Origin of the sequence: Xanthomonas prunicola, assembly GCF_025266575.1 — a bacterium.
Lineage (GTDB): Bacteria > Pseudomonadota > Gammaproteobacteria > Xanthomonadales > Xanthomonadaceae > Xanthomonas > Xanthomonas prunicola.
In genome coordinates, this window is record NZ_CP096142.1 from 1,417,499 (window position 1) to 1,438,334 (window position 20,836).

Below are 20,836 nucleotides of genomic sequence, written 5' to 3' on the forward strand. Positions count from 1 at the left end.
TCGAGTTTCGACTGCACTGCCGACCTGCATGCGGCGTGACCAACGCCGGCATGCCCGCGGATGCGGTGGTCTGCCACGCCGGCCGCGGGCGTGCGGCCCGGCTGCAAGCACTCGCATGTCATCGCCACCGCGCGCATTATCTACTGCGCTACCGCCTGCCGCATTGCTTGCCTACGCGGCAGCCCATTTCGGCAAGAGCCTGCTCTGGTACACCGGCCAATTGCTGCTGATTTTCGCGTTGACCGACTACTCGTGGCCTGAGCGCCCGTCGCGGCCGGATCTTCAGTGACGGGCGGATGGATCGTCAGCGCAATAATGGGGTTCGTTACTGCACAGCGTTGGGGTGCTGGCACGAGCCTGGCGTGGGTGGGACGAACGCAACGGCAAGGCATTGCGTTGGCCGCAGTGGCGCTGTCGCTCGTGCTCATGACTCCGCTACTTCCACGCCCGGCCAGCGTGTTGCTGCTCAGGCTAGCTGTCGTGCAAAAACACGCTGCTGGGGCTTGCACGCCGGCGCTGGCGCGGTGCACGTGGTGTCAGCGCAATGCGCCTGATCGGAAGCGGCTCGGCAGCTTTGCTGGTCGGCGCGGCAATCGGGCTGGTGTTGACGACCGGCTCTCACAATGCAGCGGCGACGGCATTGCTGATCGTCGTATTGTGAGCAGCATCGCGCTGCTCTCGACGTGGTGATTACACCAAACGCTGCAACCGCACATTCACCATGTTGCGAAAGTAACGGCATCGATGCCTGCAGTGCGATGGCAGCGCAGACAATCACTGGCGGTGGCACTAGCCCTGGCTTTACCGACCTTTACCAGGCTGACACCGTCCCTGGCGCAGTTACAACGTGGCGCTGCTGGATGGCGCAGCGCGGTACTGACAGTGCCCTCTGATTGAGGCCTGCTGCGTGCGTTGATGAGTTGCAATTGCCGCCACAGCATCACCTGTTGTTCCAAGATACGATCACGCTGGGTGATCTGTCATTTCGACTGAGATCTTCGCCAGATGCATGCGAGTTTCTGACGCCAGTCCATGTCGCGCCGACTGTCGCACTTGGCACCTCAGCGTTTCGTTGCGCTGGTGCATATGTGTCTTCAATTTTCTATTTTATTTTCTTGCGCATTTGCACGCCTTTGCACGCTCATGCCAATAACGATGCGATCTCGGAAACACAGTGCAACGCACTCGAACGCACTATCGACACATCGAATGATCGACAGGTTTTTTCAGCCTACCGCCAAACAACTTCGAACATCATCCAATGACGGCAACCACGTCGGGATGCCAAATCAGCTTTCCTTGCAACAGTGATACCTCCGCCGCCTCTGATGCTGCCATCAGAAACATGCGCCAAGGCGCGCATCTATCTGCCTCAACGGATGCTGCATAAATCAGCGGTCGTGCAGCACGCATGACACCTGCATCGCATGCGCTTCGCACTTCGCGGCTTTCGACGCTTCCGCAACTCGCGGGCGCATCTGTATGAGACAGCGTAAGAAGCGGCAGTACGCAACTTCACTCCAGCACCACACCACCGCGTGATGAAGGTGTACACAAATCTCGCAATGTTCTGAAATCCGTTTTCTTTGGCGCCTTCCAGCGACAATTCAAAGCAGCACGCAACAGCGTCGATACGCGCGAAACAGCAAAGACGTCATGCAGCACGGGAGTCGCTGCGAGGATGCGACGCAGATCCAATGCTGCGATGCACGGCGCAGTGTTGCGCGTCGCTAGGCACTGCAAGCAATCGCAATCGTCAACCCCTCTCATTCAGCCACGATTATGTGATCGACGCCTACCTTGCGCCAACTTTTTGACCTACCACATTTGGTGGGCACCTTCGGCAGATGTTCTTTCGCCGGAGACTGTGGCGACCAATGTCAGGCCGCCTCCCCATGACGCCAAGCCCTCTGCACTGGTGCGTCCACATTGGATGCTCTGCAGACCGGCCCATACGGAGCAAGGAGTTCTATGAAACTTGTTTGGATACTCTGGCTGTCGCATGTGTTGCCGCAGCCAGCCGCAGATTCGCTGTGTTTGAGTACAACCGTTTATCTGGAAGCGCGCGACCAGACCTTGCGTGGCCAACAGGCCGTCGCGGAAGTTGCGTTGCGTCGTCTGGATAGTGGTTTGTGGGGCGACTCGATGTGTCAGGTGGTTACTGCACGCAAGCAGTTTGCACCGACAATCGTGGCGCCGGGCACGCAGCTGAAGAACGACGATGCCTGGAACAAGGCGTTGGACGTGGCACTGGCGGCGCAGCGCAACTGGGCACTGCCGGTCGGCCAGCGCAAAGAGATCGTACCGGGTGCCAGCCACTTTGCCGCAAGCGCAATTGCGAGCCCCAGCTGGCGTAATGCCTATCAGGTGGCCACCATCGGCGACCATACGTTCTATCGCGTACAAACACTGCGCCCGCGCAACGCGTCCTGAGCGCGCCGTGCCGCGGCGCATCCACAGACACATACCGCTGACACGCCCAACTGCTGAGATCCGCTGATCACGCGCTTGATACGCTCTCATGTATCGAAGCCGCAGCGGCATGGCTGGCGCAATGAGCGCGCGTCGCGATCATCAGCCCACACCGAACTGGTTGGCCAATTGCATGCGATATCCGCATTTGGTGAGCGCCAAGGCTAGAGATTGAGCAAGGCAGCGTTGCTGCCGCTTGCCCCTCCGGCGCTAGCACTGGCAATCGCCCTGCCGCCACTCCAGCTGTCGCAGCCGCCACGTCCACCGATCTCGCGCCGCCGCAGCCACACCACCCGCCATTGCGCTCCACACCGAGTCATTCGCCGGCTAAGCTAGCGACTTCACTCCCGTGTGGATCGCCCATGAAGCTGTATACCAAGCCCGGCGCCTGTTCGCTGGCAGATCACATCGTGTTGCGTTGGTCTGGGTTGCCCTTCGACCTGAGTGTGGTCGATGCGGCGACGATGAAATCCCCTGAGTACCTACGCCTGAATCCAGCCGGTGCTGTGCCGTTGCTGTTGGTCGACGATTGGGCGCTGACACAGAATGCTGCCATCCTCAATTACATCGCCGATATCGCACCACTGACCGGCCTCTCCGGCGATGGCACCGCGCGCAGCCGTGCAGAAATCAATCGCTGGATCGCCTTCGTCAATGCCGACGTGCACCCCGCGTTCAAGCCGATCTTCGGCAGCACCGCGTATCTGCAGGACCCTGCGCTGATTGCGCGCAGCCACGACGATGCACGCAGCAAATTACGCACGCTGTACGAGCGTGTCGATGCGCATCTGCAAGGTCGCACCTGGCTTGCCAGCGACAGCCATACCGGTGCCGATGCGTACCTGTTCGTTACCTTGCTGTGGGCGCAGAAAGTCGCCGTGAATCTGGATGGCTTGGACGCGCTGCAGGCGTTCGTGCAACGCATGCTGGCCGACGCCGATGTGCAGGCCGCACTGAAGGCCGAGGGCCTGACCTGACAGCGCAGGCATCGCGACACGACACGCAAAAAAACGCCGGGCAATGCCCGGCGTTTTCATGACAGCAGCGAGCCAATGACTCAGCCCAGCAGGTGCGACACGCCGCTGCGCTCTTCTTCCAGCTCGGCCAGGGTCTTGTCGATGTACTTCTGGCTGAAGTCGTCGATCGGCAGATCTTTGACCACGGTGTACTGACCGTTCTCGGTGGTGACCGGGAAGCCGAAGATCACGCCTTCCGGAATGCCGTAGGAGCCGTCCGACGGCACACCCATGGTGACCCACTTGCCGTTGCTGCCCAGCACCCAATCACGCACGTGATCGATGGCCGCATTGGCAGCCGACGCTGCGGACGACAAGCCACGCGCTTCGATGATCGCCGCACCGCGCTTGCCCACGGTCGGGATGAAGGTGGACGCGTTCCATTCCTGGTCGTTGATCGCATCGCCTACCGAGGCGCCATCGGAGGTGGCGAAACGGTAGTCCGGGTACATGGTCGGGCTGTGGTTGCCCCACACCACCAGCTTCTCGATGCCGCCGACCGGCTTGCCGAGCTTGAGCGAGAGCTGGCTCAGCGCGCGGTTGTGGTCCAGACGCAGCATGGCGGTGAAGTTCTTCGGGTTCAGATCCGGCGCCGACTTCATCGCGATGTAGGCGTTGGTGTTGGCCGGGTTGCCGACCACCAGCACCTTGACGTCGCGCTTGGCGACCTTGTTCAGGGCAGCGCCCTGCGCGGTGAAGATCTTGGCGTTTTCCAGCAGCAGGTCCTTGCGCTCCATGCCGGGGCCGCGCGGACGCGCACCGACCAGCAGGGCGACGTCGATGTCCTTGAACGCCACTTCGGCGTCGTCGGTACCGACCATGCCGGCCAGCAGCGGGAACGCGCAATCTTCCAGCTCCATCATCACGCCCTTGAGCGCAGCCTGGGCCTTCTCATTGGACAGTTCCAGCAATTGCAGGATCACCGGCTGATCCTTGCCCAGCATTTCGCCGGAGGCGATGCGGAACAGCAGGGCATAGCCGATCTGGCCGGCAGCGCCGGTCACAGCAACACGAACAGGTGCTTTCATGGGGTGTTTCCTCTGCTAAAAAGCGTTGGTGGGGGTCGCGCGCTGGCGTGGCGCAAGGCCTGGCGGCGCGCTGTGACAAGCAAACGGCCGCACAAGGCGGCCGTTCGACGGGATGCGATCAGGCGGCGAGGATCTTGTTCCACTCCGCAACGCGGTCGGCCTTGGCGGCCAGCACAGCGTCGGTGTCGCCTTCGATGGTGAGCGTATTGATGGTGTCGCCCTGGGCCACGCTATCGACCACGTCCAGGCCCTGGGTGACCTTGCCGAATACGGTGTGCTTGCCGTCCAGCCACGGGGTGGCGGTGTGGGTGATGAAGAACTGGCTGCCGTTGGTGTTCGGGCCGGCGTTGGCCATGGACAGCACGCCGCGCTCGTGGCCGACGCCGTTGTTGGCTTCGTCTTCAAAACGGTAGCCCGGGCCACCGCGGCCGGAACCTTCCGGGCAACCGCCCTGGATCATGAAGTCGGCGATGACGCGGTGGAAGCTCAGGCCGTTGTAGAAGCCGCGCTTGGCCAGATTGACGAAGTTGGCAACCGTCAGCGGGGCCTTCTCCGGGTACAGCTCGACAACGATCGGGCCGCGGGAGGTGTCAAAGGTGGCGATCAGGGACATGGAAATCCTTGCAGGTTCTGGAGTGATCAACAGCCCATTAGGATACACCCGGGCGTGCGACCGGCCGCGTGGTTACGACCATGGTCCAAAGCCTGCCCGGCCCGGCCATGGGCCTCGTCACGCTGGCTGAATGGGCGATCTGAACGGACTTTCGCCAATCCGCAACGGGAGCGCAACGAAACCGCTATAATGTCGGGCTTACCTCATCTCAAGACTGGCGCCAGACAGGGGCCCTTTCCGCATGTCTATCGAAAAACTCCGCAATATCGCCATCGTCGCGCACGTCGACCATGGCAAGACCACCCTCGTCGACTGTCTGCTGAAGCAGTCCGGCACCCTGTCCGAACGCACCGTGTTGGCTGAGCGCGTGATGGACAGCAACGATCAGGAAAAGGAACGTGGCATCACGATCCTGGCCAAGAACACGGCCATCACCTGGAACGGCAACCGCATCAATATCGTCGACACCCCGGGACACGCCGACTTCGGCGGCGAAGTCGAGCGCGTGCTGTCGATGGTGGACTCGGTGCTGATCCTGGTCGACGCGATGGATGGCCCGATGCCGCAGACCCGCTTCGTGACCCAGAAGGCGTTCGCGATGGGCTTCAAGCCGATCGTGGTGGTCAACAAGATCGACCGTCCCGGCGCACGCCCGGACTGGGTCATCGATCAGGTGTTCGACCTGTTCGACAAGCTAGGCGCAACCGACGAGCAGCTGGACTTCCCGATCGTCTACACCTCCGCCCTGAACGGCTACGCCAGCCTGGATTCGGACGTGCGCGACGGCGACATGACCCCGCTGTACGAAGCGATCATGCAGCACGTGTCGGCACCGGACGTGGATCCGGACGGCCCGTTCCAGATGCGCATCAGCCAGCTGGACTACAACAACTTCGTCGGCGTGATCGGCATCGGCCGCATCCAGCGCGGCGTGCTGAAGAAGAACATGCCGGTCAGCGTGATCGACCGCGAAGGCAAGAAGCGCCAGGGCAAGGTGCTGCAGGTGCTGGGCTTTTTGGGCCTGGAGCGCATCGAGCAGGACACCGCCGAGGCCGGCGACATCGTCGCCATCTCCGGCGTGGCCGAGCTGACCATTTCCGACACCGTGTGCGCGCTCGACGCCCCGGAAGCGCTGCCGGCGCTGACCGTGGACGAGCCCACCATCTCGATGACCTTCCAGGTCAACAACTCGCCGTTCGCCGGGAACAAGGACCTGTCCGGCGGCAAGTTCCTGACCAGCCGCCAGCTGCGCGACCGTCTGGACCGCGAGAAGGTGCACAACGTGGCACTGAAGGTCGAGGAAGGCTCCGACGCCGACAAGTTCCTGGTCTCCGGCCGTGGCGAACTGCACCTGTCGGTGCTGATCGAGAACATGCGTCGTGAAGGCTACGAGCTGGCCGTGTCGCGTCCGGAAGTGATCATCAAGGAAATCGACGGCAAGTTGATGGAGCCGATCGAACAGCTGGTGGTGGATATCGAAGAACAGCACCAGGGCGGCGTGATGGAAAAGCTGGGTACCCGCAAGGGCCAGCTGAAGAACATGGAGCCGGACGGCAAGGGCCGTGTGCGTCTGGATTACATGATCCCGGCGCGTGGCCTGATCGGCTTCCAGAACGAATTCCGTACCCTGACCCAGGGCTCGGGCCTGCTGTTCCACGTGTTCGACCATTACGGTCCGAAGGAACAGGGCGCCATCGCCAAGCGCCAGAACGGCGTGATGATCGCCAACGCACCGGGCGCAACTCCGGCCTATGCGCTGGGGCCGCTGGAAGAGCGTGGCCGCCTGTTCGCCGCCGAAGGCGACAACGTGTACGAAGGTCAGCTGGTCGGTATCCACTCCAAGGACAACGACCTGACCGTCAACGCGATCAAGACCAAGCCGCTGACCAACATGCGCGCCTCGGGCAAGGACGATGCGATCAAGCTGACCCCGGCGATCAAGTACACGCTGGAACAGGCCCTGGACTTCATCGAGGACGACGAGCTGGTGGAAGTCACCCCGAAGGAAATCCGCCTGCGCAAGAAGTTCCTGACCGAAAGCGACCGTAAGCGCGCTGGTCGTTCGGGCTAAGTTGTCGGGCCGACACGCGTGAGCACCAAACCCTATAGCCCGGATCCGCGCGCGCATCCGGGGTTGCATGTGATCGCCTTGCTTGAGGCGGTCAAGGGAACGCTTGCGCTGTTGGCGGCGACGGGCCTGGAAATTCTGGGCCCGCTCCCCCTGCAAAATGCGGTCATCACCCTGATCCGCCGCTTCAATCTGGACCCGGACCACGGCGCACTGCCGTCGTTGCTCAAGACCATCAGCCCCGATGCCGTGCATCTGGCCGCTGCCGCCATGCTGGCATACGGCCTGCTGCATGTGGTGGAAGCCTGGGGATTGTGGCGTGCCAAGGCCTGGGCCTCGGTACTGGGCTGCCTGTCGGCGGCCATCTATCTGCCTTTCGATATCTACGCCATCGTCCGCCATCCTGGCTGGACCGCCTGGGCCGTGCTGGCGATCAACCTGATCGTGGTCGGCGTGCTGGCACGCGATCTGGTGCGACGCCGCCAGCGCTGAGCCGCCCTGCCCGTTTGCGGGCACATCATCCGTTGTCACCCCGACGCAGCGCCGTTAGCCTGCGACCTCTCCCCGGGGAAGATCATTCATGCGATTCACCACGTTGTCTTTCGCGCTGCTTGCTGCGCTGTGCGGTTGTGCGCATGCCGATGACCCGTCGCGCCCGGCGAACGGCACCCCAAAGGAGTCTGCGGTCACCCCCATCGATCTGACCGAGGCCGACGTGGCCGGCCTGCAAGCCCGCATGACCAGCGGCCAAAGCAGCAGCCTGCAGCTCACGCGCGCGTATCTGCAGCGCATTGCCAGCATCGATCGCGCCGGCCCCACGCTCAACGCGGTGATCGAACTCAATCCGCAGGCCGAAGCCGACGCACGCGCCTTGGACGCCGAACGCAGCGCCGGGCGTGTCCGTGGGCCGCTACATGGCATCGCGGTGCTGCTCAAGGACAACATCGACGCGTTGCCGATGGTCAACAGCGCCGGCTCGCTGGCACTGGCCGAGTTCCACCCCAGCCGCGATGCCTTCCTGGTACAACGCCTGCGCGCCGCCGGCGCGGTGATCCTAGGCAAGACCAACCTCAGCGAATGGGCCAATTTTCGCTCCACCCAGTCCAGTTCCGGCTGGAGCGGGCGCGGCGGACTGACCCGCAATCCGTATGCACTGGATCGCAATCCCTGCGGCTCCAGCGCCGGCACTGGTGTGGCCATCGCGGCCAGCCTGGCCACCGGCGGCATCGGCACCGAAACCGATGGCAGCATCACCTGCCCTGCTTCGGTGAACGGACTGGTCGGACTCAAACCGACCGTGGGCCTTGTCAGTCGTGACGGCATCATCCCGATTTCCGCCAGCCAGGACACCGCCGGGCCGATGACACGCAGCGTCGCCGATGCGGCCGTGCTCCTGCAGGCCATCGCCGCGCCCGACCCGCAAGATCCGGCCACCGCCAAGGCGCCAGCGACCAGCGTCGATTATCTCGCCCACCTGAAGCCCGACGGTTTGCATGGTGCGCGCCTGGGCCTGTTGCGCAATCCACTGCGCGAAGATCCCGCGATTGCCGCAGCATTGGATCGCGCCGTACAGACCTTGCGCACGGCCGGTGCCACGGTGATCGAGACCCGCCTGGCCACCGAGGGACAGTGGGATGCCGCCGAGCAAACGGTGCTGTTGGTCGAATTCAAGGCCGGCTTGAACGCGTATCTGCAAACCCACGCTGCGCCCGTGACGAGCCTGGAACAGGTGATTGCCTTCAATCGCAAGCATGCGCAGCGCGAGATGCCGTATTTCGGGCAAGAGTTATTCGAACAGGCGCAGGCGGCGCCCGGTCTTGACGAGGCAGGGTATGTGAGCGCGCGTGACACTGCCAGGCGGCTAGCCGGACCAGAAGGCATCGACGCAGCATTGAAGGCAGAGCGTCTGGATGCCTTGATCGTGCCCACGACGGGCGCGGCGTGGATCACCACCCTCGGCAAGGGCGACACCTTCCCGGGTGCCGGCTATGGCGCTGCGGCGGTGTCCGGCTACCCGAGCCTGAGCGTGCCGATGGGACAGACCCAGGGCTTGCCCTTGGGTCTGTTGTTCATGGGCACCGCCTGGAGCGAGCCGCGCCTGATCGAGCTGGCGTATGCGTACGAACAGCGCAGCCATGCGCGCTTTACGCCTGGCTATGCGCCGCGTGCGCCGGCTGCGCCAAGTTCTCCCACGTCAGGGACTGCGCCTGTGGCACCACCGCCGGGTTCTATCACGCGTGATTGACCGCCGCTACACCTAGCGCACAAGAGCAAGAACCGCCCCGGTGGCTACTTGTGCGTTACCGGCCGCACATCCTAGATGCCGGCAAGTAGAGCCGTGCGACCCGCTAAGAGCAGCGCCAAGAACATTGCCAGCAGTCGTCAGGTGCGCATGGACGGCGCGCTCACAATCACAATCGCATGCGCGAGTGGTACATGCCGATTTCGGACACCGGCCGCACTCGCTTGGCAGCTGTGCAGTCGGTTCCTGAGCTGCGCTAGATGGTGGTCGCGGGCTCGCCGTCCTCGGCGCCCGGCGAACGCACGCTCTCCTGTGCAATCGGCTGGGCGGCGCGCGACGGCGCTTTTTCCTGCGACGCGATTTCAGCGCGAATCCTCGGCAATGCATATGCATGCTCGCGGGTCAGGAAATCGATCATGCGTTCGCGCACCAGACAGCGCAGGTCGAAGGCATCGCCCGAGTTGCGCGCGCTCACCAGCAGTCGGACCTGGATGGTGTTGTCGCTGGTGTCGGTAATCTGGGTCACACACACGCGGCCATCCCATAACGGCTCGCTGTGACAGATGCGCTCGAGCTCCGCGCGTACCGCTGCAATCGGCGTGCGGTAATCCAGCCACAAAAACGCGGTGCCGAGTAGATCGGCGCTGCTGCGCGTCCAGTTCTGAAACGGGTTTTCGATCCACCAGGTCAGCGGCACCACCATGCGGCGCTCGTCCCAGATCCGCACCACCACGTACGCGCTGCCGATCTCTTCAATGCGGCCCCACTCGCCTTCCACGATCACGACATCGTCCAGGCGAATCGGCTGGGTCAATGCAATCTGCAGGCCGGCGATCAAATTGCCGAATACCGGCTTCGCCGCGATACCGGCCACCAGCCCGATGATGCCTGCCGAGGCCAGCAAGGTCTTACCGATCTGGCGCACCTGCGGAAAGGTCAGCAGGACGACAGAAATACCGAGCAAGATCACCGTGCCCATCAGCACGCGGCTCAGCACCCGCGTCTGGGTCTGGATGCGACGCGCGGTGAGGTTGTCCGACACTTCGATCGGGTTGCTGCGCAAGATCGCCGCCTCGCCAGCAGCCACCGCGCGCACCAGCAACCAGGTGACGCAGCCGACGATGCCCAGGTGCAGCAGATGCTGCACCGCTGCCAGCGCCTTGCCGGCCAACGGAGTCGCTTCGGTGGCGATCCCCAGAAACAACAGCGGCAAAATGAAGGCCGCCGGCAGCGTGATCACGCGAATGATGCGCGCACGGCGATAGTCGCGGCCCTGCATGCGGCGGAACAGCCACAGCATCAGCGACCAGGTGACGACACCCGCCAGCAGCGCGGCGCCTAGCGGGATTGCGTATTCGCGGATGACGTTCCAATCGGCAGTCAAACCGTTCCTCCTGTGGGGGGAAAGAGGGATGGCTGCAAGAGCATGCCGCACGCGGCATGAGCATCACGTCATACGCACGGTGCGGTCACGCGCCCAGCGGCCGCGAGCTCACCTGCTGTTGCTTGCGCACGATCGCCATCGCAATTTCCAGCGACTGCTCATAGTTCAAGCGCGGGTCCACGCTGGAGCGATAGGCCCGCTCCAGATCGCGCTCGGTCAGCTCGCGCGCGCCGCCAGTGCACTCGGTGACATCTTCGCCGGTCAGTTCCAGATGCACGCCACCCAGCCGCGTACCGGCGGCCGCGTGCAGGTCGAAGGAGACTTCCACTTCGTTGCGGATATTGTCGAAACGACGCGTTTTATAGCCATTTCCGGTGCTTTCGGTATTGCCATGCATCGCATCGCACACCCAAAGCACCCGTCGCCCATCGCGCTTTACGGCATCCAGCAGCGGCGGCAACTTCTCGGCGATCTGCGCTGCGCCCATGCGATGGATAAAGCTCAAGCGCCCGGGCTCGTCGTCGGGATTGAGCACATCGATCAGGCGCAGCAGTTGATCTGGCTGCACCGACGGCCCGACTTTGATCGCGATCGGGTTGCGCACGCCACGCAGGTATTCCACGTGCGCCCCATCCAGCGCCGCGGTGCGCATGCCGATCCATGGGTAGTGGGTGCTGAGATTGAACCAGCCCCACTGCCGCGGCACCTGCCGGGTCAGGCCTTCTTCGTACGGCAGCAGCAAGGCTTCGTGCGAGGTGTAGAAGTCGATGCGATTGAGGTTGTACACCTCCGCACCGGACAGGGTTTCCATGAAGCGGACGGCATCGCCGATCGAAGCGACCATCTTCTGGTAGTCCGCCGCCAGCGGCGAATAGCCCACCCAATCCAGATTCCAGTATTCGGGGTGATGCAGGTCGGCGAAGCCGCCGTCGATCAACGCACGCACGAAGTTCATCGTCATCGCCGACCGCGAATGCGCGGTGATCATGCGGCGTGGATCGGGCACACGCGCCGCTTCGGTGAAGGCCGGCGCATTGATCACATCGCCGCGGTAGCTCGGCAACGTCACGCCATTGCGGGTCTCGGTATCGGCCGAACGCGGTTTGGCATATTGCCCGGCAAAACGGCCTACCCGCACCACCGGCAAGTGCAGCCCGTGCACCAGCACCAGGCTCATTTGCAGCAGCACCTTCAGCCGATTGGAGATGGTACCCGACTCGCAATCGCTGAAATTTTCCGCGCAATCGCCGCCCTGTAGCAGGAAGCGCTTGCCTTCCTGCGCTTCCGCCAGCTGGCGCTTGAGCGCAAAGATTTCCCACGAGGTCACCAACGGCGGGAGCTGCCCCAACTCGCGCATGGCGGCCTGCAGCGCGGCCTCATCCGGATACACCGGCAGCTGCAACGCAGGTTTGCCGCGCCAGCTGTCCGGCGCCCACGCTGCGGCGGCGGGATCGGAAACGGGAGTGGGGGCGGAAAGATTCATGAAAGGGCTCCTAGGCAGTCTGCGATGTTGGCAGAGCCGGAACGCTACGCAAAGCACCCGCATGCCAAGCGCACCGAATTGCCACCGCAGCGCCCGCAGTGGCACTGGCGCGCAAGCGCCTGCGACCTGAACACCAAGCAACATCCCCCATTCGAGCCATGACTTTCGACCTACGCTAGCGCCCGCAAAGAGGTCCAATGTTACAAAATAACAACACCCTTCCCTTACCCGCCTCGCGAAACTGCCATGACTCCTCGTCTTCTGTCTGCTGCCATCACCGTCGCCCTGCTGGCCGCACCCGTCGGTGCGGCGTTTGCCGCCGATGCCGACTCCGAGCGCACTACCGATCTGGATACGGTCAATGTGATCGCCAAGCTCGAGGCGGCGCGCAATGCCCTGTCACCGGATATCGGCAGCAGCCAATTCGCCATCACCGCTGAAGATATCGATCGCCTGCCGCTTGGCGCCGCGACTCCGCTCAACCAGGTCCTGCTGCAGGCACCGGGCGTGGTGCAGGATTCCTACGGCAGCATCCACGTGCGCGGCGACCACGCCAACCTGCAGTACCGCATCAATGGCGTGATGATTCCCGAATCCATCTCCGGCTTCGGCCAGAGCCTGGAGCCGCGCATTATCAAGAACCTCAAGCTGCTCGATGGCGCCTTGCCGGCGCAGTTCGGCGATCGCACCGCCGCGGTGGTCGACATCACCACCAAGAGCGGTGCAGAACTCGGCAATGGCGGCAGCGTCGGCATCACCGCTGGCTCGTTCGGCACCATCAACCCCAATGCCTCGCTTTGGGGCAGCAGCGGGCGTTGGAGCTGGTTCGTCAGCGGCGATTACGACCAGAACAAGAATGGCCTGGAAAACCCGGTCGACAGCCTCAATCCGATCCATGACAAAAGCCATCAGGGCAAGGGCTTCGCCGATTTGACCTACCTGGTCAACGAGAACACCCGTCTCAGCCTATTGGTCGGCTACGCCAACAACCGCTTCCAGATCCCCAACAACCCCGGGCAGACGCCAGCGTTCGATTACCTGGGCACCACCGATTTCGATTCGTCGCAGCTGGACGAAAACCAGCGCGAAAACACCCGTTTCGGCACGTTGGCCCTGCAAGGCACAGTCGGCGACACCAGCTATCAGATCTCTGCCGGCCAGCGTTACAGCAGCGTGGCCTTCTCACCCGACGTCGCCGGTGACCTGATCTTCAACGGCATCGCCTCGCAAGTGGACCGCAGCAACCGCGCCAATACCGTGCAGGCGGACTTCGCAACGCCGTGGGGCGGCTCGCATACCTTGCGCTATGGCGTGTACGGCAATTTCGAACATGCCATCGCCAGCAACAACTCTTACGTCTTCCCGGCGAACGATGACGGCAGCCAGAGCAGCAACGTGCCGCTGTTCATCCCCGATGGCAGCCGTTTCCATGCCAGCACCTACGCGCTCTACCTGCAGGACGAGTGGAAAATCGGCGACGACTGGACCGTCAATTACGGGCTGCGCGGCGACAAATACAAGGCGTTCGGCAATACCGAAGGTCAGCTCAGTCCGCGCCTGGGTTTCATCTGGCGTGCCAGCGACAGCACCACCGTGCATGCCGGTTACGCACGCTACTTCACCCCACCGGCCAGCGAGCTGATCTCCACCAGCGACATCGCGCTGTACGACGGCACCACCAATCAGCAGTCGGCCGGCAACGGCCAGACCACGCCACTGAGCGAGCGTAGCGACTACTACGATCTGGGCATCTCGCAAGTGGTCACCGACCATCTGACGCTAGGTCTGGACACCTATTACCGCAAGGCAGATCGGCTTCAGGATGAAGGCCAGTTCGGTGCGGCCTACGTCTATTCCACCTTCAATTACCGCTATGGCCGCATCCGTGGCGCCGAGTTCAGCGCCGACTACACCAATGGGCCGGTCACGGCCTATTTCAACGTCGCCTACAGCAAGGCCATGGGTAAGCGGGTCATCACCAGTCTGTATAACTTCGACCCGGATGCACTGGCTTATGCCTACGACAACTGGATCCACCTGGACCACGATCAGAAGCTGACGTCCTCCGGCGGCATCAACTACGCCTTCAGCGAAGGCAGCAAGGTCGGCCTCAACTATCTGTTCGGCAGCGGCTTGCGTACCGACACCGACACCGTGCCCAACGGCGCTTCACTCCCGTCGTACTTTCAGTTGAATGCCAGCGTCGGGCACGACTTTGACGTCAATACGCATCCGCTGCATGTACAGCTGGCCGCAGTCAATGTCCTCAACCGCAGCTACCAACTGCGCGATGGCGGCGGCATCGGCGTGTTCGCGCCGCAGTGGGCGCCACGCCGCGGCGTCTATGTGAGCCTGCAGCAGGACTTCTGATTGCGGTACAAGGCAGCGCGGATGGACCGGATGCAGTCCGGTTCATCCGCACGCATGGCGACGATGGCGACGCATAAAGAGGCGACAGGATCAGCCTGCGCGCTGGCTGCGTGGCTGGTACGCATCGTCTGAAGGGCGCGTTGTTACCAACTTGTCGCTCTTACCGATGCTGCGAGCCAGGTCGCGATCCACCAGAGCTGGCCAACGGGAAAAATTCAGGCGTTAACCACACCGTAGATCTCACTCCACTCGACACGCCGCAGACGCGTGCAAGCGGCAGCAGGTGCCCAAGTGTTGGATGCAATGAAACAAACGCATCGAGCGCGTCGAATGCGTGCGGCGCAGATCGGTTGCGTACCGATGATCCAAAGGGTATGACCGGCAGCAGATCAGGGCGCCCCTTTCAGCCGTCTATCAGCCGTCGAACAACGCACCATCGCCGCCCAGGCGACGCAGAGCCGCGGTTTGGCTACCGCGATGACACCCGCCCGCCTCCAGGGCTGCACCGGGCGTGGCAACGCGCGGCACCGCTCATCAGTGACGAACCGAACTACGTCGTGCCTTGAAGCCCGCGTACAGCGCCCACAGCGCCAGCCCCACGAACCACACCATGCTCCACATCGGCATACTCAGCCCCAGGAAGCGCCAATCGATATTGCCGCAGTCGCCGGTGCCGGTCAGCACGGTACGGAACACCTCGAACGGCCCCATCGTCTCGCTCAAAAAGCTCAACGGCGGCCCGCACGAGGACATCATGTCCTTGGGCCGGATCTGCACCCAGACGTGCCGCGCAGCGATGCCCATGCCCACGCCTGCTGCGATGAAGCTCAACACGCCATAGACCTTCCGCGCGCCCGCAGCTCGCGGCCCATGCAGCGCGCCGATCAGGAAAAACACCGCCAGCGCCGCAAATGCGATCCGCTGGAAGATGCACAGCGGGCAAGGCTCCAGACCCAGGTGCAACTGCACATAGATCGCGTAAGCCAGCAGTCCTGCGCACGCAAGAAAGCCCAGCAGAAACTGCGCCCGGAAACTCCAACGAAAAGGATTCATCGTCACTGCTTGCCTAGGGTCGAGTTGTCGATTATCAGCCATCGCCACAGCCGTGACCACGCATGCGCGAGCGGGCGATCGCAGTGTGCGAAGCCCCCCCTGACGCCTGAAGCCGCGGCAACGCGTGCTAACTCGCACGCATCAGGTCATAGCGCCACGGGTTCGTAGGCTGCGATCCGCGCTGCGCGATCTACAACCTGCGATGCATCGACCAAGCCGCCGGCCGCTGCAGTGGACGCCAACCTGGCCGCCTCGCCTCATCTTTCGCGCAGCATCCGTCGACCGACCGGTGCAGCCGACAGCATTCAACGCCACCTCGTTCGACCAGCCAATAAAAAAGCCCGGCGTGCGCCGGGCTTTTTCAAGAATCTTCACAGAAGCGATCCGATTACTCGGCAACTTCTTCAGCAACGACCGGACGGTCGACCAGCTCGACATACGCCATCGGCGCATTGTCACCGGCACGGAAGCCGGCCTTCAGGATGCGCAGGTAGCCGCCGGGACGGGTCGCGTAACGCGGGCCCAGTTCGACGAACAACTTGCCCACTGCTTCCTTGTCGCGCAGGCGAGCGAACGCCAGACGACGATTGGCAACGCCATCGACCTTGCCGATGGTGATCAGCGGCTCGGCGACGCGACGCAGTTCCTTGGCCTTCGGCAAGGTGGTCTTGATCAGCTCGTGCTTGAACAGCGAGGCGGCCATATTGCGGAACATGGCTTCGCGGTGCGCGCTGGTACGGTTGAACTTACGGCCGGATTTCTGGTGACGCATGAGTGTGGTTTCCTAAGGAATATTGAGACTACTGCAGTGACGTTGTCGCCATCCTGGCGCTGTTGAATGGACTGCGGTTGGTCCTAGCCGGCCGTCCCTTGACCGGATGTCATCGCGGGCTTTGGCCCGTCAATGTAAAAAAACGAACATGGGCGCCCGAAGACGCCCATGCCTTGAAGCATTAACCAAGCATGCCGTGCTGGGCGACACCGGCCGGCGGCCAGTTCTCCAGCTTCATGCCCAGAGCAAGGCCGCGCTGTGCCAGCACTTCCTTGATTTCGGTCAGCGACTTCTTGCCCAGATTCGGGGTCTTGAGCAGCTCCACTTCGGTCTTCTGGATCAGATCGCCGATGTAGTAGATGCTCTCGGCCTTGAGGCAGTTGGCCGAACGCACGGTCAGCTCGAGGTCGTCGATCGGGCGCAGCAGCACCGGATCCACGCCGCTGGCAGCCGGCTTGGCCGCACCGCGATCGCGGTGGGTGAAATCGCCGAACACCGACAGCTGATCGCTGAGAATGTCGGCGGCCGTGCGCACGGCTTCCTCGGCATCGATCGTGCCGTTGGTTTCGATATCGATCACCAGCTTGTCGAGGTCGGTGCGCTGTTCAACACGCGCAGCTTCCACGGCATAGGCAACGCGACGCACGGGCGAGAACGACGCATCCAGCATCAGACGACCGATGGTGCGGGTCTCTTCGTCCGGACGACGACGCGCAGCCGCCGGCTGATAGCCGAAACCACGCTCGATCTTCAGACGCATGTTCAATGCGGTGTCTTTAGTCAGGTGGCAAATCACGTGGTCGCCGTTGATGATCTCAACGTTGTGATCGGTCCTGATGTCTGCCGCAGTGACCGTACCCGGACCCTGCTTGGACAACGACAGCGTGGCGCTGTCGCCACTGTGCATACGAATTGCCACGTCTTTCAAGTTCAGCAGGACGTCAAGCACATCTTCCTGCAAACCTTCGACCGTGGTGTACTCGTGCAGCACGCCGTCGATCTCGACCTCGGTGATCGCAAAACCGGGGATCGACGACAACAACACACGACGCAGGGCATTGCCCAGCGTATGCCCGTAACCGCGCTCCAAGGGTTCGATCACGACCTTGGCACGGTTGTCGGTAAGACGTTCGATCTGCGGACCACGGGGGCGCAGAACCTGGTTGGCGGTAACCGTCATGTTGCGGGGTCTCCTGCGAACCTCCGGCAGTACCGGAGGTTCTCCAATGTGAATTACTTCGAATACAACTCGACGATCAGCGCTTCGTTGATATCCGAAGGCAGGTCAGCGCGATCCGGAACGGCCTTGAACACGCCGCTGAACTTCTTCGAATCGACTTCAACCCACGACGGCGTCATGTCGTGCTGCTCAGCCACGGTCAGGGCTTCCTGCACGCGGAGCTGCTTCTGTGCCTTTTCCGACAGCGTGATCGCATCGCCAGCCTTGATCTGGTACGAGGCCAGATTCACCGACTTGCCATTGACCAGCACGCCACGGTGCGACACCAGCTGGCGCGCGGCCGGACGGGTGACGGCAAAGCCCATGCGATAGCAGACGTTGTCCAGACGGGTTTCCAACAACTGCAGCAGGTTCTCGCCGGTGTTGCCCTTCTTGGTCGAGGCCTTCTTGTAGTAGTTGCGGAACTGACGTTCCAGCAGACCGTAGATACGCTTGACCTTCTGCTTTTCGCGCAGCTGGGTCGCGTAGTCGGAGAGCTTGCCCTTGCGAGCCGCGCCGTGCTGGCCGGGCTTCTGCTCAAGCTTGCACTTGGAGTCCAGCGCACGCGCCGGGCTCTTGAGAGAAAGGTCGGCGCCTTCGCGGCGCGCGAGCTTACAGGTAGGACCGATATAACGAGCCATTTCTTATCGCTCCCTTTAGACGCGACGCTTCTTCGGCGGACGGCACCCGTTGTGCGGGATTGGCGTCACGTCGATGATGTTGGTGATCTTGTAGCCCACGTTGTTCAACGAACGCACGGCCGACTCACGGCCCGGACCCGGACCCTTGATACGCACTTCCAGCGACTTCACGCCGTAATCGAGCGCAGCGCGGCCAGCCTTTTCGGCGGCAACCTGAGCAGCGAACGGGGTCGACTTGCGCGAACCACGGAAACCGGCGCCGCCGGATGTAGCCCACGACAGCGCATTACCCTGGCGGTCGGTGATGGTGACGATGGTGTTGTTGAACGAAGCGTGGACATGAGCGACGCCGTCAGTGATGACGCGCTTGATCTTCTTCTTCGTTTTCTTTTCTGCTGGCTTTGCCATGATCTATCCCTTACTTCCTGATCGCCTTGCGCGGACCCTTACGGGTGCGGGCGTTGGTACGGGTGCGCTGACCACGCAGCGGGAGACCACGGCGATGACGTAGACCGCGATAGCAGCCCAGGTCCATCAGTCGCTTGATCGCGATACCGATTTCGCGGCGCAGGTCGCCTTCGACGACATACTTGCCGACTTCGGCGCGCAGGCGCTCGATTTCGGGTTCGGACAGATCACGAATCTTCGTGGTCGAGGTAACGCCTGCGGATTCGCAGAGCTTCTTCGAACGGGTACGGCCGATGCCGTAGATGCTTTGCAACCCGACCCAGACGTGCTTCTGGGCTGGCAGGTTGACGCCTGCAATACGCGCCATGACGCGATTCTCCAACTGAGTGATGGCCCGACAGCGCCCAGGCGCCATCCGGCAGGATGGATCAAAAGTGAACTCGGAATTATAGCAAGGCCTCGGATTGCTGTGAAGCCCGTGGAACCAAAGGTTCCATGGACCCGGCGTGGGGAGTGTGCCCTCGCTCCGGCGCCGGACGGTGTTGATCCAGAAAACTGCTCCGAATCGCCTGTGCTACTCCCGCACAGGACCACCCCGTCACACCCGCGCGCGAGACGTCGCGCGAGCCGCCCTTCTGATCGGAAGATCGTGGCCCGGGAACCAGGCCGTCTTCACGTAATGAAGATTTAGTGTACCACTTAACCGCGCGCAAGACCGCCGCGCGAGCCACCCTTGAGGTTGGCCTTCTTCAGCAAGCTCTCATACTGATGCGACATCAGATGCGCCTGGATCTGCGCAATGAAGTCCATCACCACTACCACCGCGATCAACAGCGAGGTGCCGCCGAAGTGGAACGAGGTGCCGAGCTGCGTGCGCATGATTTCCGGCAACAGGCAAACGATCACCAGGTACAGCGAACCGGCAGCGGTCAGACGCGTCAGCACGCCATCGACGTAATCTGCAGTGGCCTTGCCCGGACGAATACCCGGAATCAGCGCACCCGACTTCTTAAGGTTATCGGCGGTTTCCTGCGAGTTGAACACCAGCGCGGTGTAGAAAAACGCAAAACCGATGATCAGCGCCGCAAACACCAGCATGTGCACCGGCTCACCGGGCCCAAGCGCGTTGGCGATCTTCTGCAGCCACGAGCCGACACCACCCGACGCTGCCTGACCCGACCACATCGATAGCGTCGCCGGGAATGCCAGGATGCTGGAGGCGAAGATCGGCGGAATCACGCCGGCCATGTTGAGCTTCAGCGGCAGGAACGAGGTCTGGTTCATGTACGCATTGCGACCGCCCTGGCGGCGTGCGTAGTTGACCGTAATCCGACGCTGCCCTCGTTCGACAAACACCACGAACAGCGTGAATGCCAGGATCGTGATAACGATCAGCAGCAGCGAAATGAAGCTCAGGTTGCCTTCGCGAAACGCTTCGACGGTCTGGATGGCGGCCGACGGCAGGCCCGCCACGATGCCGGCAAAGATGATCAGCGATACGCCATTACCAATGCCGCGCTCGGTGACCTGCTCGCCCACCCACATCAGGAAGATGGTGCCGGCGGTCAGCGCAATTACCGCTGTAAGCACGAAGCCCATGCCCGGGGCATATACCACCGGAGCGCCACCGGGCGCGGTCTGATTCTGTAGTGCCAGCGCAATACTGCCGCCCTGCACCACTGCCAGCAACACCGCACCGATACGCGAATATTGGGTGATCTTGCGTCGACCGGATTCGCCTTCCTTCTGCATCGCCTTGAGGGCGGGAAAGATGTGCGTGGCCAACTGGATCACGATCGATGCCGAGATGTACGGCATCACATTCAACGCAAAAATACTGAAACGGTGCAGGGCGCCGCCCGAGAACATGTTGAACATGTCCACGATGCCGCCGCCCTGCGCCTGCATCAACGAAAGCATGGCATCGGGATTCACGCCAGGCACCGGCACGTAGCAGCCGATGCGATAAACGATCAATGCCCCGAGGACGAACAGCAACCGCTGGCGAAGTTCTGTGAACTTGCCGAGCCCGCCGCCGAGGTTACCAATGCCAGCCTGCGCCATCTG

18 protein-coding genes are annotated in these 20,836 nt (G+C 62.5%); 7 read left to right on the top strand and 11 right to left on the bottom strand.

The window, feature by feature from the left end:
- The first annotated feature begins 115 nt into the window (after positions 1–115).
- The 3 genes from M0D43_RS06040 to M0D43_RS06050 all read left to right on the top strand — a co-directional run bounded on the left by M0D43_RS06040 (position 116) and on the right by M0D43_RS06050 (position 3,449).
- Complete coding sequence (locus M0D43_RS06040; protein WP_260808029.1) at positions 116–289, top strand: hypothetical protein; 174 nt, start codon at positions 116–118, stop codon at positions 287–289.
- Between the two features lie 1,682 nt (positions 290–1,971).
- Positions 1,972–2,433: a cell wall hydrolase gene (locus tag M0D43_RS06045; protein ID WP_010368619.1), complete on the top strand. Its 462-nt coding sequence runs from the start codon at positions 1,972–1,974 to the stop codon at positions 2,431–2,433.
- 401 nt (positions 2,434–2,834) lie between these two features.
- Positions 2,835–3,449 carry a glutathione binding-like protein gene (locus M0D43_RS06050; RefSeq protein ID WP_260808030.1) on the top strand — a complete coding sequence of 205 codons (615 nt, stop codon included), beginning with the start codon at positions 2,835–2,837 and terminating at the stop codon, positions 3,447–3,449.
- Between the two features lie 80 nt (positions 3,450–3,529).
- On the opposite strand, the gene M0D43_RS06055 is transcribed toward M0D43_RS06050, so the two are convergent.
- Positions 3,530–4,516, bottom strand: coding sequence for a malate dehydrogenase (locus M0D43_RS06055; RefSeq protein WP_260808031.1), 987 nt, complete (start codon positions 4,514–4,516; stop codon positions 3,530–3,532).
- Positions 4,517–4,634: 118 nt separating this feature from the next.
- Positions 4,635–5,129: a peptidylprolyl isomerase gene (locus tag M0D43_RS06060; RefSeq protein ID WP_010368631.1), complete on the bottom strand. Its 495-nt coding sequence runs from the start codon at positions 5,127–5,129 to the stop codon at positions 4,635–4,637.
- 241 nt (positions 5,130–5,370) lie between these two features.
- On the opposite strand from M0D43_RS06060, the gene typA reads away from it, so the two are divergent.
- From typA to M0D43_RS06075, 3 genes are all read left to right on the top strand, one after another.
- A complete protein-coding gene (typA, locus tag M0D43_RS06065) occupies positions 5,371–7,200 on the top strand; it encodes a translational GTPase TypA (RefSeq protein WP_252163959.1) in 1,830 nt (609 codons plus the stop codon).
- 69 nt (positions 7,201–7,269) lie between these two features.
- Positions 7,270–7,689 (top strand): DUF2127 domain-containing protein, encoded by a 420-nt coding sequence (locus M0D43_RS06070; RefSeq protein ID WP_252164972.1) that lies wholly within the window; start codon positions 7,270–7,272, stop codon positions 7,687–7,689.
- 103 nt (positions 7,690–7,792) lie between these two features.
- Positions 7,793–9,442 carry an amidase gene (locus tag M0D43_RS06075; protein WP_252164973.1) on the top strand — a complete coding sequence of 550 codons (1,650 nt, stop codon included), beginning with the start codon at positions 7,793–7,795 and terminating at the stop codon, positions 9,440–9,442.
- Between the two features lie 253 nt (positions 9,443–9,695).
- Here M0D43_RS06075 and M0D43_RS06080 read toward each other — a convergent pair whose 3' ends face one another.
- Together M0D43_RS06080 and M0D43_RS06085 are read right to left on the bottom strand one after the other, a co-directional pair.
- A complete protein-coding gene (locus tag M0D43_RS06080) occupies positions 9,696–10,823 on the bottom strand; it encodes a mechanosensitive ion channel family protein (protein WP_252163960.1) in 1,128 nt (375 codons plus the stop codon).
- Between the two features lie 85 nt (positions 10,824–10,908).
- Positions 10,909–12,306 (bottom strand): class II 3-deoxy-7-phosphoheptulonate synthase, encoded by a 1,398-nt coding sequence (locus tag M0D43_RS06085; protein ID WP_252163961.1) that lies wholly within the window; start codon positions 12,304–12,306, stop codon positions 10,909–10,911.
- Between the two features lie 246 nt (positions 12,307–12,552).
- On the opposite strand from M0D43_RS06085, the gene M0D43_RS06090 reads away from it, so the two are divergent.
- Positions 12,553–14,676, top strand: coding sequence for a TonB-dependent receptor (locus M0D43_RS06090; protein WP_252163962.1), 2,124 nt, complete (start codon positions 12,553–12,555; stop codon positions 14,674–14,676).
- A 534-nt stretch (positions 14,677–15,210) separates the two neighbouring features.
- On the opposite strand, the gene M0D43_RS06095 is transcribed toward M0D43_RS06090, so the two are convergent.
- The 7 genes from M0D43_RS06095 to secY form a co-directional block, all read right to left on the bottom strand.
- Positions 15,211–15,729: a disulfide bond formation protein B gene (locus M0D43_RS06095; protein WP_252163963.1), complete on the bottom strand. Its 519-nt coding sequence runs from the start codon at positions 15,727–15,729 to the stop codon at positions 15,211–15,213.
- Positions 15,730–16,117: 388 nt separating this feature from the next.
- Positions 16,118–16,501: a 50S ribosomal protein L17 gene (gene rplQ, locus M0D43_RS06100; RefSeq protein WP_003486665.1), complete on the bottom strand. Its 384-nt coding sequence runs from the start codon at positions 16,499–16,501 to the stop codon at positions 16,118–16,120.
- Positions 16,502–16,682: 181 nt separating this feature from the next.
- Complete coding sequence (locus M0D43_RS06105) at positions 16,683–17,681, bottom strand: DNA-directed RNA polymerase subunit alpha (RefSeq protein WP_002811635.1); 999 nt, start codon at positions 17,679–17,681, stop codon at positions 16,683–16,685.
- Between the two features lie 53 nt (positions 17,682–17,734).
- Positions 17,735–18,361 carry a 30S ribosomal protein S4 gene (gene rpsD / locus M0D43_RS06110; RefSeq protein ID WP_002811641.1) on the bottom strand — a complete coding sequence of 209 codons (627 nt, stop codon included), beginning with the start codon at positions 18,359–18,361 and terminating at the stop codon, positions 17,735–17,737.
- 15 nt (positions 18,362–18,376) lie between these two features.
- Positions 18,377–18,769, bottom strand: coding sequence for a 30S ribosomal protein S11 (rpsK, locus tag M0D43_RS06115; protein WP_003486671.1), 393 nt, complete (start codon positions 18,767–18,769; stop codon positions 18,377–18,379).
- A gap of 10 nt (positions 18,770–18,779) precedes the next feature.
- The gene (gene rpsM / locus M0D43_RS06120; protein ID WP_003486672.1) at positions 18,780–19,136 is read right to left on the bottom strand and encodes a 30S ribosomal protein S13; all 357 of its coding nucleotides are present in this window, start codon (positions 19,134–19,136) and stop codon (positions 18,780–18,782) included.
- A 332-nt stretch (positions 19,137–19,468) separates the two neighbouring features.
- Positions 19,469–20,833 carry a preprotein translocase subunit SecY gene (gene secY / locus M0D43_RS06125; protein ID WP_008571664.1) on the bottom strand — a complete coding sequence of 455 codons (1,365 nt, stop codon included), beginning with the start codon at positions 20,831–20,833 and terminating at the stop codon, positions 19,469–19,471.
- Positions 20,834–20,836: the final 3 nt, after the last annotated feature.

What these genes read in the sequence shown, in the direction of transcription:
- M0D43_RS06085 (WP_252163961.1), bottom strand. Translation starts at nt 12,306, where the DNA reads ATGAATCTTTCCGCCCCCACTCCCGTTTCCGATCCCGCCGCCGCAGCG.
- M0D43_RS06055 (WP_260808031.1), bottom strand. Translation starts at nt 4,516, where the DNA reads ATGAAAGCACCTGTTCGTGTTGCTGTGACCGGCGCTGCCGGCCAGATC.
- M0D43_RS06105 (WP_002811635.1), bottom strand. Translation starts at nt 17,681, where the DNA reads ATGACGGTTACCGCCAACCAGGTTCTGCGCCCCCGTGGTCCGCAGATC.
- rpsD (WP_002811641.1), bottom strand. Translation starts at nt 18,361, where the DNA reads ATGGCTCGTTATATCGGTCCTACCTGTAAGCTCGCGCGCCGCGAAGGC.
- typA (WP_252163959.1), top strand. Translation starts at nt 5,371, where the DNA reads ATGTCTATCGAAAAACTCCGCAATATCGCCATCGTCGCGCACGTCGAC.
- secY (WP_008571664.1), bottom strand. Translation starts at nt 20,833, where the DNA reads ATGGCGCAGGCTGGCATTGGTAACCTCGGCGGCGGGCTCGGCAAGTTC.
- M0D43_RS06090 (WP_252163962.1), top strand. Translation starts at nt 12,553, where the DNA reads ATGACTCCTCGTCTTCTGTCTGCTGCCATCACCGTCGCCCTGCTGGCC.
- rpsM (WP_003486672.1), bottom strand. Translation starts at nt 19,136, where the DNA reads ATGGCGCGTATTGCAGGCGTCAACCTGCCAGCCCAGAAGCACGTCTGG.
- rpsK (WP_003486671.1), bottom strand. Translation starts at nt 18,769, where the DNA reads ATGGCAAAGCCAGCAGAAAAGAAAACGAAGAAGAAGATCAAGCGCGTC.
- M0D43_RS06060 (WP_010368631.1), bottom strand. Translation starts at nt 5,129, where the DNA reads ATGTCCCTGATCGCCACCTTTGACACCTCCCGCGGCCCGATCGTTGTC.
- M0D43_RS06095 (WP_252163963.1), bottom strand. Translation starts at nt 15,729, where the DNA reads ATGAATCCTTTTCGTTGGAGTTTCCGGGCGCAGTTTCTGCTGGGCTTT.
- M0D43_RS06050 (WP_260808030.1), top strand. Translation starts at nt 2,835, where the DNA reads ATGAAGCTGTATACCAAGCCCGGCGCCTGTTCGCTGGCAGATCACATC.
- rplQ (WP_003486665.1), bottom strand. Translation starts at nt 16,501, where the DNA reads ATGCGTCACCAGAAATCCGGCCGTAAGTTCAACCGTACCAGCGCGCAC.
- M0D43_RS06040 (WP_260808029.1), top strand. Translation starts at nt 116, where the DNA reads ATGTCATCGCCACCGCGCGCATTATCTACTGCGCTACCGCCTGCCGCA.
- M0D43_RS06045 (WP_010368619.1), top strand. Translation starts at nt 1,972, where the DNA reads ATGAAACTTGTTTGGATACTCTGGCTGTCGCATGTGTTGCCGCAGCCA.